The following is an 11,956-nucleotide window of genomic DNA, read 5'->3' as shown; positions in this document are numbered from 1 at the left end:
GCAAACAAACGGTGCCGTCGTAGGCACCATGTGCAATTATGATTGCAATAGCACGAACGCAATCGATTCGGAAGACAGACGCATGTTACGTTCTTGAAACATATACGTTTGCGAAACATAAACGCCGGATAATATTCTGCGTGGATGTGGTCGGCGGGTGGCGGGGTGTCGTAGGGTGCCTCCGTTAGTTGGTGCAAGCAGTTGATGCAAGCCGGTGTCGTCGGGTTCGGCCGGAGCAAGGGGCCTGGAATGGGTGCAGTTCGAAACGGGGGCATCGCATGTCGGCGGTGCTGAATTCGCTCAAGGCGAAGGTCTTCCTGCTGGTCATCGTCCTGCTCGGCATCGTCGCGGCGACGGTGATGACCCTCAGCAAGCGCGACGTCGAGCGCGCCATGCTGGACTCCGAGGTGGAGGCGGCGCAGAACGTCGTCCAGCTCGTCAAGCGGGACATCACGAACCGCTACCGCGCCCTGCTGATGGAGAAGGTGCGCACCATCACCGCCGGCAAGGAGCATCTGCGCCAGACCAGCGGCGTCGTGCAGGCGGCCCTCGGGCAGTTCGCGGCGCTCGCCGACCAGGGGCTGATCGGCGAGGACGAGGCCCGCGCCGCCGCGCTGGACTGGATGTCCGATCTGCGGCTCGACGAGGCGGGGCGGCAGTACGTGTTCGCCTTCGACCGCAACAACCGCGCCGTCGCCTATCCCAATCCGGCGATGATCGGCCAGGATCTCGGCGGCTTCACCGATTACAAGGGACGCAGCCTGGTGGAGACGGTGCGTGGCGAGACCGACCGCTACCGCGAGACCTTCTCCACCTACCGCTGGAAGGAGGCGGGGGAGGACCAGGCGGTCGCCAAGTTCGGACATTTCTTCCGGTTCCCCCGGTGGAACTGGATCGTCGGCACGGTCAACGACATCCGCGACGTCGAGAACGACGTCCGCCGCAAGATCGACGCCTTCGTCGACGAACTGCGGGTCAGCATGCCGGCGATCCACGTCGCGCGGACCGGCTACGTCTTCGTCTTCGACGGCAAGGGCAACATCGTCGTGCCGCCGCGCGACAATCCCGACGTCGCCGGCGAACGCAACCCGCTCACCGGCAACCGCCTGCTCGACGACCTCAAGGCGGCGGCGACGGAGGCCGGCGCCACCTCCGTCTTCCACGTCGCCGGGAACGGCGAGCCGATGGAATCGCACGCCTCCTACTTCAAGGCGCTCGACTGGTACGTGGTGGCGACCACCTCGACCGAGGAGATCGGCCGGCCGGCCCGCCTCCTCATCGCCCGCCAGGGCATCATCTTCGCGGTGGTCCTGCTGGTCAGCGCCGGCCTCGGCTATCTCTACGCCGCCCGTCTGTCGCGGCCGCTCGTCACCCTGACGCGCTACGCCAACGACCTGTCCGCCCAGGACTTCTCCAAGCCGTCGGCGACGGCCCCGGGCCAAGCGATCGCCGACCTGCCGCGGCGCCACCGCGACGAGGTGGGGCGGCTGGCGAACGCCTTCATCTACATGGAGACGTCGCTGCGCGACAACGTGCGCCTGCTGATGGACGCGACGGCGGCGCGCCAGCGGATCGAGAGCGAGCTGACCATCGCCCGCGACATCCAGATCGGGCTGCTGCCGAAGATCTTCCCCGAGCCGCCGGAATCGCACGGCTTCGAGCTCTACTCGACCCTGCATTCGGCCAAGGAGGTGGGGGGCGACCTCTACGACTTCTATTTCCTCGACCCGCACCACCTGTGCCTGACCGTCGGCGACGTGTCGGGCAAGGGGGTGCCCGCCGCCCTGTTCATGGCGGTCACCAAGACGCTCATCAAGGTGGTCGCGGACCGCGTGCGCGAGCCGGCGCAGATCCTCGCCCAGGTCAACGACGAGCTGTCGCTCGACAATCCCAACATGATGTTCGTGACCCTGGTGGTGGGCATCCTGGACGTCCGCACCGGAATGCTCCGCTACGCCAGCGCCGGCCACAATCCGCCCCTGCTGCTGACCAGGGACGGCCGCGCGGAGTACCTGAAGGAGGCCGCCGTGGGGATGGCGTGCGGCATCATGGAGGGGGTCGCCTACGGCACGGCCACCGTCACCCTGGCCCGCGGCGACACGCTGCTGCTCTACACCGACGGCGTGACCGAGGCGATGGACCCCGCCGACCGGCTGTATTCCGACGAGAAGCTGCTCGACCTGGCGCGGCACCGCCTGGCCGGCCATTCGGCGCGGGCGATCGTCGACGCGGTGGTGACCAGCGTCGGCGAGCACGCCAACGGGGCCGAGCAGTCCGACGACATCACCGTGCTGGCACTGCGCTACTATGGCATGCCGGCCGACGACGGCGCCGCCGTCGCCGCGCCGCAGCCCGCACCGGCCTTCAAAGAGGAATAGCATGCGTTCAGTCTTCCGGCGCCTGAGCTGCCTGTTCGTCGCCATGGTCCTGGCCGCCGCGTGGCCGGCGGCGTCCGCGACGGCCGACGAGCCGCCGCGCGACAGGGGCACCTACGCGACGACCCCGACGCTTCACGGTGCCGCGAAATGGCGCATCGGCTATCTCGAGGGCGGCCAATACCCGGATTACGAGGTGATCCTCAAGGCGACGCTGCGCGGGCTGATGGAACTCGGCTGGATCGAACCCATGACGCTGCCGCCGGAGAACAACCCGGAGCCGGGCGGCTTCTGGCGCTGGCTGTCGGCCAATGTCCGCAGCGCCTATCTGGAGTTCCCCGAGGACGCCTACTACGCGCCGGGCAACTTCGACGGCGACAAGCGCGCGGCGACCAGGGAGGCGGTGATCGAGCGCCTGAACACGCACGGCGACATCGACCTGATGATCGCCATGGGCACCTGGGCCGGACAGGACCTGGCGAACGACCAGATCAACGTCCCGACCGTCGTCGCCTCGACCAGCAACCCGATCGCCTCGAAGATCGTCAAGAGCGCCACCGACTCCGGGTTCGACCATCTCCACGCCAAGGTGGAGCCCGACCGCTACGCCCGCCAGGTCGAGATCTTCCACGACATCATCGGCTTCCAGCGCCTCGGCATCGTCTACGAGGACACGCCCGAGGGACGCACCTTCGGCGGCGTCGACGAGGTCGAGAAGGTGGCGGGCGAGCGCGGATTCGAGATCGTCCGCTGCCTGGCGCCGTTCAGCGGCGTGACGCAGGAGGAGGCCGAGAAGCGGGTGGCCGCGTGCTACGCCGAGATCGCGCCCAAGGTGGACGCCGTCTACATCACCGTCCATCGCGGCGTCACCATCGGCAACCTTCCCAACATCATGGAGCCGATCAACCGGCTGAAGGTGCCGTCCTTCTCCATGCTGGGCGCCCAGGAGGTGCAGCACGGCGTGCTGATGAGCATCTCGCAGGCCGGCTACAGCTACGTCGGCCAGTTCCACGCCGAGACCATCGCCAAGATCTTCAACGGCGCCAAGCCGCGCGACCTCGAGCAGCGCTGGGTGGCGCCCTCCAAGATCGCCCTCAACCTCAAGACCGCCGAGCTGATCGGCTACGACCCGCCCGTCGACATCCTGATCGCCAGCGACGAGCTGTTCGAGGAGATCGCCAAGCCCGAGCCGAAGAAGAAGAAGCGGTGACCGGCCCGACCGGTCGCCCGCGGCCGGCCGCTCTCAGAAGTCGCGGTTGCGCAGCAGATGGGGTGGGATGCTGAGGCCGGCGCCGATGGCGCCGAGCGTGAAGATCACCCGCAGCATCGCCGCCATCGACTGGGTCGCCGTGGCGACGGGATTCTCCGGGTGCGGCGCCGTGAGGTCGAGGAAGCCCAGCAGCGCCTGGCCGAAGAATGCCCCCGGCACCATCGGGATGCAGCCGGCCAGGGCCACCGCCTGGCCGGCGACGCCGATGCGCCCCCTGAGGGCGAGGGAGGCGCAGGACGTGGCCGCCGCCGCGGCGAAGGTCGCGGCCTCCAGACTCCACCCGGCGTCCTGGCAGACGGTGCGCACCGTGAGGGCGAACGCGCCCGCCGCCATGCACCACAGCAGCCGCCGCCAGCCGAAATTGAACAGCACCCCGAAGCCGACGGCGGCGACGCCGCCGAAGAAGGCCTGATGGGCGACGTGCGGCACGGCCGCGAGAATCCCGTCCATCACGACCGCACCCCCAGCAGGGCCTGGGCGAGCCATATCCCCGTGGCGGCGAACACCATGATCATGACGACCCAGACGGCGCGGGCGCTGCCCATGGTCGGATAGCCGTCCATGATGTCGGTCTGCGCGTTGGTGGCCGGGACCCCCGGCACGAGCAGCAGGATCGACGCCATCATCGCCGTGCCGATCGTCCCGCTGCCGGCGGCCCCCGCCCCGGTGCCGCCGAGCACCGCGCCCAGGAAGGCGATGACGGTCGCGACGACGAAGACGTTCACCTGGCGGACGAGAAGGGCGTGCCGCAGCCGCTGGCCGAGCGTTCCGGCGACCAGCACCGGCAGGAAGGCCGCCCAGTCGGCCCCCAGGAGGCGGCCGAAGGCGGCGCACGCCGTTCCCGTCGCGACGGCCACCAGCCACGGCGGGTAGTGGGGCGTCTCGGCGGCGATGCGCGCCAGCTCGGCCTCGACCGACGCCGGCGTGCCGCCCTCGTTCGCCACCCGCACGACGAGGGCGCGGACGGCGAAGTCGAGACGGTGGTTCACGCCGTGGCGACCGATGCGCATCATCCGGGTGATGGTGTTGCCGCCGGCGCCGACGGTGATCTCGTACGACGCGTAGCCGGAACGCAGCCCGAGCACCTCCGCGCCGAGCGCGGCGACGATCCGCACCGCGGCGTCGTGGGCGACGCGGACGCTGGCGCCGCTCTGCGTCAGGGCGCAGCCGACCGCCAGCGCGGCGTTGGCGATCCGCTCCAGCTCGCGGTGGCGCAGGACGACGGGGTCGGGAGCTTCGTTGCTGGTGTCGGTCACGGCGGGCTTCCGTCTCTGGTGCCGCCCACCGTACGCATCCGCGGCAGCCCTGTCACCGCTGCGCTGCAGCATCGGGAGTCCAGCGGCGATGCGCCGCTGCCGCCGCGGCGCCCCCGCGTTTGCGGCGCTTCGGTCACAGTCCGCCGGAAAGGCGACGCCGCCACCCCTTCCGGCGCCTTGTGAACTCCCTATTTACAAAGTAGATGCTAAGAACAGGAAGCTCCTCCGGACAACAAGCGCTGCGTCTGGCATGCCATGGCAATGAGCAGCTCGGAACGAATGTTCGCGCGCGACCGGTATTGGTTGAAGAGGGCGCGTGTCCCCGGCGACCGCATCGGTGGCGCCGCGGCGGGACTGGTGCCGCAGCCCGGCCGCGCCGTGCTGGCGGACATCCGGATCGAGGATGGCGCCATTCGCGCCGTGGTCCCCGCCGGCGGCGCGCCGTGCTGCTGCCGTGGCATCGATCTCGGCGGCGCGGCGGTCTGCCCGCTCGCCGAGGACGGGCGCATCGAACCGGGGCGGGACGCCGACCTGCGGATCGACTGCCCTGCCGGCCAGGTGATCCTGCGTCGCGGCAAGCCCGACGGTGTCTGCGCCCTCGGCCTCGAATGCGCCTGCACGCCGCCGCCGGACCACCCCTGACGCGGCGGGCAAGGCTCTCGACCCGCCGCCGGACTGAACGATAGAGTACGATCGTCGTGGCGCCCGCCCAGCGCCCGCAACCCGCCGTTCGACGGATGGTCCGACCATGCGCTCCACGCTCCGCCTCATGGTCCTGCTCGTCCTCGTCGCCATCGCAGCGGGCGGCTACTGGTACTTCGTCCAGCGCGGCGGCACCGTCGACGGGCTGCTGGCCCTGGCGCTGCGCTCCACGGCGCCGGGCGGGCCGGCAGCGGCGCCGCCGGCGGCCGCTACGGCGGGCGGCGGCATGCCGGTGGAGGCGGTGCCGGTGAAGGTCGGCACCGTCGCCCGCACGGTGACCGCGGTCGGCTCCCTGCTGTCCGACGAGTCGGTCGTCATCCGCCCCGAGGTGCCCGGCCGCATCGTCGAGATCGCCTTCAAGGAAGGGCAGCGCGTCGCCAAGGGCACCGTCCTGTTCCGTCTCGACGACGCCATCGCCAAGGCGACGCAGGCGCAGGCGCAGGCGGCGCTCGCGTTCTCGCGCGCCGACCTGCAGAGGGCCGAGGAGCTGCAGCGCAACAACGCGGGTTCGGTCCGCGCGCGCGAACAGGCGCTGTCGCAGATGCAGGAGGACGAGGCGACGCTTCAGCTCGCCAAGGCACAGCTCGACCGGCTGACCCTGACGGCGCCGTTCGACGGCGTGCTCGGCCTGCGCAAGGTGTCGGTCGGCGACGTGGTGGAGGTCCGCGAGGACCTGGTGAACCTCGAGGCCATCGACACCCTGAAGCTCGACTTCCGCGTGCCGGAACTCTACCTGCCGGTCGTCCGCGTCGGCCAGACCCTGGCGGTGACGGTCGACGCCGTCCCGGGCCGCAGCTTCGCCGGCACCGTCTACGCCATCGATCCGCTGGTCGACGTCAACGGCCGTGCCGTCGTCATCCGCGCCCGCGTGCCCAACCCGGACGGCGCCCTGCGTCCCGGCCTGTTCGCCCGGGTCGAGCTGACCCTGACCGTGACGCCGGACGCCGTTCTGGTGCCGGAGCAGGCGGTGGTCGCCTTCGGCAAGGCCCAGTTCGTCTACACCGTGGTCGACGGCAAGGCGGTGCAGACCCGGGTGACCCTGGGGACGCGGCGCGGCGGCGAGGTGGAGATCTCGGCAGGGCTGGCGCCCGGCGACGTCGTGGTGACGGGCGGGCAGATGAAGATCCGCGACGGCGCCCCGGTGACGGTGGTGGCGCCGGGCGGCACGCCGGGCGCGCCGCCGGGCGGCGCCAAGCCGACGGGGAGCTGAGGCCATGGTCCTCTCCGACCTCTCGATCCGCCGGCCGGTCCTGGCGACGGTGATGAGCCTCGCCATCCTGCTGGTGGGGATCGTCTCCTACGACCGCCTGTCGGTGCGCGAGTATCCCAAGATCGACGAGCCGGTGGTCAACGTCACCACCGTCTACCAGGGCGCCTCGGCCGAGATCATCGAGACCCAGGTCACCCAGGTGCTGGAGGACAGCCTCGCCGGCATCGAGGGCATCGACGTGCTGTCCTCGGTCAGCCGCGCCGAGCGCAGCCAGATCACCCTGCGCTTCCGCCTGACCCGCGACATCGACGAGGCCGCCAACGACGTCCGCGACCGGGTGGGGCGGGTGCGCCGCAATCTCCCGGACGAGATCGACGAGCCGACCATCGCCAAGGTGGAGGCGGACGCCCAGCCGGTGATCTATCTCGCCTTCTCCTCCGACCGCCATTCGCCGCTGGAGGTGACCGACTTCGCCGACCGCTACGTCAAGGACCGCCTGCAGAACCTGCCCGGCGTCGCCGAGGTCCGCATCTTCGGCGAACGCAGGTTCGCCATGCGCCTGTGGCTCGATCCGGCGCGCATGGCCGCCTACCGCATCACGCCCCAGGACGTGGAGAGCGCGCTGCGCAAGCAGAACGTCGAGATCCCGGCCGGCCGGGTGGAAAGCGTGGCGCGCGAGTTCACCGTGGTGTCGGAGACCGATCTGCGCACGCCCGAGGAGTTCGAGCGCATCATCCTGCGCGACGCCGACGGCTACCTCGTGCGCCTGGGCGACGTCGGCCGCGCCGAGCTGGCGGCCCGCGACGAGCGGGTGAACGCCCGCTTCAAGGGGCAGAGCGCGGTGGCGCTGGGCGTCGTCAAGCAGTCCACCGCCAACCCCCTCGACGTCTCCACGGCGGTGCGCGAGCAGCTGCCGAAGATCGACGCCAGCGTGCCCGAGGGCATGAAGGTGTCGATCGGCTACGACAGCTCGATCTTCATCGCCCGCTCCATCGACGCCGTCTTCCACACGATCTTCGAGGCGATCGTGCTGGTGGTGCTGGTGATCTTCTTCTTCCTGCGCTCGCTGCGGGCGACCCTGGTGCCGCTGGTCACCATCCCGGTGTCGCTCGTCGGCTCGTTCGCGCTGATGTACCTCTTCGACTTCTCGGTCAACACCCTGACCCTGCTGGCCATGGTGCTGGCCATCGGCCTTGTCGTCGACGACGCCATCGTCATGCTGGAGAACATCTTCCGGCACGTCGAGGAGGGGGTGCCGCCGTTCCGGGCGGCGCTGCTGGGAGCGAAGGAGATCGGCTTCGCCGTGGTGGCGATGACCATCACGCTCGCCGCCGTCTACGCGCCGATCGGCTTCATGACCGGCCGCACCGGCCGCCTCTTCACCGAGTTCGCGCTGACGCTCGCCGGGGCCGTGCTGGTGTCCGGCTTCGTGGCCCTGACCCTGTCGCCGATGATGTGCTCCAAGCTGCTGCGCCACCAGGCCAGGCACGGCTTCGTCTACAACCTGATCGAACGGTTCCTGGAGGGGTTGACCGGCGGCTACCGGGCGCTCCTGCGGGCGTCCCTCAGGGTGCGGCCGCTGGTGCTGCTGCTGGGGGCGCTGGTGGCGGCGGCGAGCTGGTCGCTCTTCTCCGGCATCAAGTCGGAGCTCGCCCCCACCGAGGACCGCGGCACGGTGGTCGCCATCGCCATCGCCCCCGAAGGCTCGACCCTCGACCACACCGACGGCTACACCCGACGCATGGAGGCGCTGTTCCAGCAGGTGCCGCAGATCGACACCTACTTCATGGTGGTCGGCTTCCCCGTCGTGAACCAGGGCATGAGCTTCGTCCGGCTGAAGGACTGGAGCGAGCGCGACGTCAAGCAGCAGCAGGTGGTCGGCGGGCTGGCGCCCAAGCTGTTCGGCATCCCCGGCGTGCTGGCCTTCGCCTCGAATCCGCCGTCGCTGGGGCAGAGCCCGACCGAGAAGCCCATCAACTTCGTGATCCAGACGTCGCTCGACTATCCGGAGCTGCAGCGGATGGTCGACGCGATGATGGGCGAGGCGCGGACATTCCCCGGGCTCGTCAACCTCGACACCGACCTCAAGCTGAACAAGCCGGAGCTGCGCATCACCCTCGACCGCGACAAGACGGCCGACCTCGGCATCGACATCGAGACGGTCGGGCGCACCCTGGAGACCTTTCTCGGCGGCCGCCAGGTCACCCGCTTCAAGCGCGAGGGCAAGCAGTACGACGTGGTGGTGCAGGTCGAGGGCGTCGACCGCAACGACCCCGACGACATCGCCTCGATCTACGTGCGCGGCGGTGCCGGGGACATGGTGTCGCTGGCCAACCTGGTCCGCGTCGAGGAGCGGGTGAGCCCGCGCGAGCTGAACCACTTCAACAAGCTGCGCTCGGCGACCATCACCGCCACCCTGTCGCCGGACACCTCGCTGGGCGAGGCCCTGGCCTTCCTCCAGACGGCGGCCGAGCGGGTGCTGCCGGCCACCGCGCAGACCGACTACGCCGGCCAGAGCCGCGAATACCGGGAATCCTCGGCCGGCCTCTACGTCACCTTCGTGCTGGCGCTCGCCTTCATCTACCTCGTGCTGGCGGCGCAGTTCGAGAGCTTCGTCGATCCCTTCGTCATCATGCTGACGGTGCCGCTGTCGATGACCGGGGCGCTGCTGGGGCTGCAACTCACCGGCGGCACGATGAACGTCTACAGCCAGATCGGCCTGGTCACCCTGGTCGGGCTGATCACCAAGCACGGCATCCTGATCGTCGAGTTCGCCAACCAGCTCCAGCGCGGCGGCGTCGCCATCCGCGAGGCGGTGGAGGCGGCGGCCGTGCTCCGCCTGCGGCCCATCCTCATGACCACCGGCGCCATGGTGCTGGGGGCCGTGCCGCTGGCCATGGCGGACGGCGCCGGCGCGGAGAGCCGCCAGGCGATCGGCGTCGTCATCGTCGGCGGCATGGCGCTGGGCACCGTGCTCACCCTGTTCGTGGTTCCGACGGTCTACAGCTATCTCGCCCGCAAGCACCCGACGACCGAGGACGAGGGACCCGTCCACGGCGCCGCGGCGCCGCACCCGGCGGAGTAGAGCGGATCGCGTCAAATCGGCATCGATCGGACGCGTGAAGCCGCTCGTCGGTCGAAGGCCGGTTCCCTACAGCCGCACCGCCGGCGACGACTGCACCGAGGCGGCGCTGTTGGGGACGCGGTCGAGCACGACCGCGGCGCCGACGGCGATCAGCACGGCGGCGGCGAATCCGATGACCATGGCCTTCATGGGGTGACCTCTCCCTGTGCCGGGCGCCGTTGGCCGGCAGCCCTCCCTCCGCCGACCATAGTGGACGGCCGGGCGGCACGCCAGGGGCTGCCGCAAGGGGGCGTCGGCCGCCCTACGGTCCGGCCTCGTCGGGATCGACGACGGTGAGCGACACCGCGCTGGTGTCGATCAGCAGCTTGCCGGCGTGCTCGAAGTTCACCGTGACGCGGTGGCGGATGGCCGATTGGACCTGGCCGAGGCCCCAGTCGGGGCGGTCGGGGTGGCGCACCCAGGCGCCGGGGACCAGCGTATCGTCCATGTGGGCTTCCGGAAAAGCGGGGGCATCTCGCGGCGATGGATGTTACAAGAAGGCGGGCGGGGCCGTGAAGTTCCCGTCGCCGACCATTCGCAAGAACCCTCATCAGGCGGGGCTTTCATGGCTCTCGACATGCGCATCCTCGAACTCCTGGCGTCCCGTGTGTGCCACGACCTGGTGAGCCCGGTCGGCGCGATCCACAACGGGCTGGAGCTCATCGAGGAGATGGAGGATGACCCGGCGTCCGGCTTCCTCGGCGAGTCGATCAAGCTGATCGAGCACTCCGCCGGCCAGGCGGAGCGGCGGCTGAAGCTGTTCCGCCTCGCCTACGGGGTGGCCGGACGCGACCAGCGCGGCTTCGCCGAGACGCGGGCGGCCGCCGAGGGCTGGGTGGAGGGCTCGCGCACCCGGCTGGACTGGCCGGCCGGTGCGCTGCCCGACGCCATCACCGAGCGCACCGGGGTCGCCAAGGCGCTGCTCAACCTGATCGTGCTGGCCGAGGAGGCGCTGACCCACGGCGGCACCGTGTCGGTGGAAGGCGACGGCGACGGCGATTCCGGCCGCATCACCGTCACCGCCCAGGGCCGTCCCGGGGCGCTCAACCCCGCGGCCGACCGCGCCCTCACGGGCGTGGCCGCGTCGGACGAACTGTCGCCGCGCACCGTCCACGCCTACGTCACCGGCCGCTTCGCCGATGCCTACGGCTTCCGCGTCAGCGCCGGTCCGGCCGGGCCGGAGGCGCTGGCCTTCCGCCTGGAGTGGTAGGGGCGGGTCAGCGGGTGAGGACGGTGACGATGTTGGCCTTCTCGGCGGTCAGCCGGTCGGCGCGGGTGCGGTAGTCGAGTTTGCCGGAGAAGCCGCCGGCGCGGCGGACGCGGGCGATCCAGCCCTCGGCGGCGCCCAGCGACACCAGGCGCTCGACCATGTCGCGGGTGGTGCGCAGGGTCATGAAGCCGGTGTCGGAGGCGCGCGGCGCGTGCACCATGAATTCCGCCGACGGATCGGCGTAGCGGGGATAGCCGGCGAGGTAGACGCCGACGCACATGCTCTCGCAGGATTCGCCGCTGTTGACGCGGGTGGCGACCGGCCGGCCGGCGGCGCGCTCGGCCAGCATCAGGTCGATCATCCGGTAGCCCGGTGCGGTGAAGCCGCCGGGGCTGTCGAGTTCCACCACCAGCTTGCGTCCCGCCGGAAGCCCTTGCAGGGCCTCGGTGAAGCGGTGCTCCAGCCCTTCGGTGATGATGCCGTCGATGCGCAGCACCGTGGCGTCGCCATGGTCGGTGCGGACCATCGCCGCGTCGGGGAAGGTGGGAACGCCGGCGTGCGCCCGTGCTTCGGTCCCGGCGTGCGCGGAGACCGGGGCCCCCATCGCGAAAACCACCCCCAGAATTGCCGCCGCGACCGCACGAACCGCCATGCAACCCTCCTTGCTCTGCGCGAAGAGTTGCCGGAAAACTTTACGCCTTCGTTAACACCACCCCTGTCCACAGGGGTAACATGGGCAAAATTTGCCTGTTGACGAAAGGACATGGCCGTCCGGGTGCGCGATGGTGAAACAAATCCCTGCTCTCGGC

General features: G+C 70.2%; 11 protein-coding genes. 6 read left to right on the top strand and 5 right to left on the bottom strand.

Going from position 1 to position 11,956, the window contains the following annotated elements; genetic code table 11:
• Positions 1 to 278 precede the first annotated feature (278 nt).
• Together ACSBPG_RS12110 and ACSBPG_RS12105 are read left to right on the top strand one after the other, a co-directional pair.
• Positions 279 to 2,378 carry a SpoIIE family protein phosphatase gene (locus tag ACSBPG_RS12110; protein WP_435537414.1) on the top strand — a complete coding sequence of 700 codons (2,100 nt, stop codon included), beginning with the start codon at positions 279 to 281 and terminating at the stop codon, positions 2,376 to 2,378.
• Position 2,379: 1 nt separating this feature from the next.
• The gene (locus ACSBPG_RS12105) at positions 2,380 to 3,585 is read left to right on the top strand and encodes an ABC transporter substrate-binding protein (RefSeq protein ID WP_435537413.1); all 1,206 of its coding nucleotides are present in this window, start codon (positions 2,380 to 2,382) and stop codon (positions 3,583 to 3,585) included.
• A 33-nt stretch (positions 3,586 to 3,618) separates the two neighbouring features.
• Here ACSBPG_RS12105 and ACSBPG_RS12100 read toward each other — a convergent pair whose 3' ends face one another.
• Complete coding sequence (locus ACSBPG_RS12100) at positions 3,619 to 4,095, bottom strand: threonine/serine exporter family protein (protein WP_435537412.1); 477 nt, start codon at positions 4,093 to 4,095, stop codon at positions 3,619 to 3,621.
• Positions 4,095 to 4,901: a threonine/serine exporter family protein gene (locus ACSBPG_RS12095; protein WP_435537411.1), complete on the bottom strand. Its 807-nt coding sequence runs from the start codon at positions 4,899 to 4,901 to the stop codon at positions 4,095 to 4,097. Before ACSBPG_RS12095 ends, ACSBPG_RS12100 begins: the two co-directional genes overlap by 1 nt.
• Positions 4,902 to 5,204: 303 nt before the next feature.
• Here ACSBPG_RS12095 and ACSBPG_RS12090 point away from each other — a divergent pair, with 303 nt between their 5' ends.
• From ACSBPG_RS12090 to ACSBPG_RS12080, 3 genes are all read left to right on the top strand, one after another.
• Entirely contained in the window at positions 5,205 to 5,543 is a 339-nt protein-coding gene (locus ACSBPG_RS12090) for a hypothetical protein (protein WP_435537410.1), read from the top strand.
• Positions 5,544 to 5,649: 106 nt separating this feature from the next.
• The gene (locus ACSBPG_RS12085; protein ID WP_435537409.1) at positions 5,650 to 6,813 is read left to right on the top strand and encodes an efflux RND transporter periplasmic adaptor subunit; all 1,164 of its coding nucleotides are present in this window, start codon (positions 5,650 to 5,652) and stop codon (positions 6,811 to 6,813) included.
• Between the two features lie 4 nt (positions 6,814 to 6,817).
• The gene (locus ACSBPG_RS12080; protein ID WP_435537408.1) at positions 6,818 to 9,898 is read left to right on the top strand and encodes an efflux RND transporter permease subunit; all 3,081 of its coding nucleotides are present in this window, start codon (positions 6,818 to 6,820) and stop codon (positions 9,896 to 9,898) included.
• 66 nt (positions 9,899 to 9,964) lie between these two features.
• Here ACSBPG_RS12080 and ACSBPG_RS12075 read toward each other — a convergent pair whose 3' ends face one another.
• Positions 9,965 to 10,087: a hypothetical protein gene (locus ACSBPG_RS12075; protein WP_435537407.1), complete on the bottom strand. Its 123-nt coding sequence runs from the start codon at positions 10,085 to 10,087 to the stop codon at positions 9,965 to 9,967.
• A gap of 112 nt (positions 10,088 to 10,199) precedes the next feature.
• Complete coding sequence (locus tag ACSBPG_RS12070; RefSeq protein ID WP_435537406.1) at positions 10,200 to 10,385, bottom strand: DUF3553 domain-containing protein; 186 nt, start codon at positions 10,383 to 10,385, stop codon at positions 10,200 to 10,202.
• Positions 10,386 to 10,502: 117 nt separating this feature from the next.
• Between ACSBPG_RS12070 and ACSBPG_RS12065 the strand changes: the two genes are divergently transcribed.
• Complete coding sequence (locus tag ACSBPG_RS12065; RefSeq protein WP_435537405.1) at positions 10,503 to 11,147, top strand: histidine phosphotransferase family protein; 645 nt, start codon at positions 10,503 to 10,505, stop codon at positions 11,145 to 11,147.
• Positions 11,148 to 11,154: 7 nt separating this feature from the next.
• Here the strand turns inward: ACSBPG_RS12065 and ACSBPG_RS12060 are convergent, their stop codons facing one another.
• Positions 11,155 to 11,799 (bottom strand): hypothetical protein, encoded by a 645-nt coding sequence (locus ACSBPG_RS12060; RefSeq protein ID WP_435537404.1) that lies wholly within the window; start codon positions 11,797 to 11,799, stop codon positions 11,155 to 11,157.
• Positions 11,800 to 11,956 lie beyond the last annotated feature (157 nt).

Source organism: Azospirillum sp. ST 5-10 (assembly GCF_051225715.1).
Taxonomy (GTDB): domain Bacteria; phylum Pseudomonadota; class Alphaproteobacteria; order Azospirillales; family Azospirillaceae; genus Azospirillum.
This window is presented reverse-complemented; position numbering and strand designations above follow the sequence as displayed.